Annotated in this window: 1 protein-coding gene; it reads right to left on the reverse strand. The window is 60.1% G+C overall.

Features of this window, described 5'->3' with window-relative positions; genetic code table 11:
* Nucleotides 1-275 (reverse strand): DUF815 domain-containing protein (locus EN893_RS37675; RefSeq protein WP_128362344.1); only part of this gene is annotated, 275 nt, incomplete at its 3' end.
* Nucleotides 276-429: the final 154 nt, after the last annotated feature.

Consider the following 429-nt stretch of genomic DNA (forward strand, 5'->3'; position numbering starts at 1 on the left):
CCCCACAGCAACACGTTGTTGGCTGGGTAGCCGGCGGCGAAGCGTTCGGTGTTGTCGACAAGGATGTCGCGGACGCGGTCGACGCCACGGATCAGGCCGATGTCGACGCGGTTAACCCTGCGCACCGGCTCCAGATAGCCGGGATCGGCCTGCCAGACGAAACAATCGGCCTCGCCGAGGTCGGTTTGGGGCACCGGCGGCGGGGCAAGGCGGCTCACCGCCTCGATCAGCCGGTCGAGTTTCTGGTTCAGGGATTCAATGCTGCTGTCGGTCATGACTGTCTTTTGTTTTCGCGTTTTTGATGTCTGGGGGCGTGAAGCTGCCCGATTCCGCCTGATACAAAACCGGTCGCAACCTTTTGTTAGAGCATAATCTTTTGCGGAAACCGGCTCGCGCTTTTCGCGATCATGCTCTAACACGGCTCAACAG

This window comes from Mesorhizobium sp. M7A.F.Ca.CA.004.04.2.1 (genome assembly GCF_004022825.1).
Lineage (GTDB): Bacteria > Pseudomonadota > Alphaproteobacteria > Rhizobiales > Rhizobiaceae > Mesorhizobium.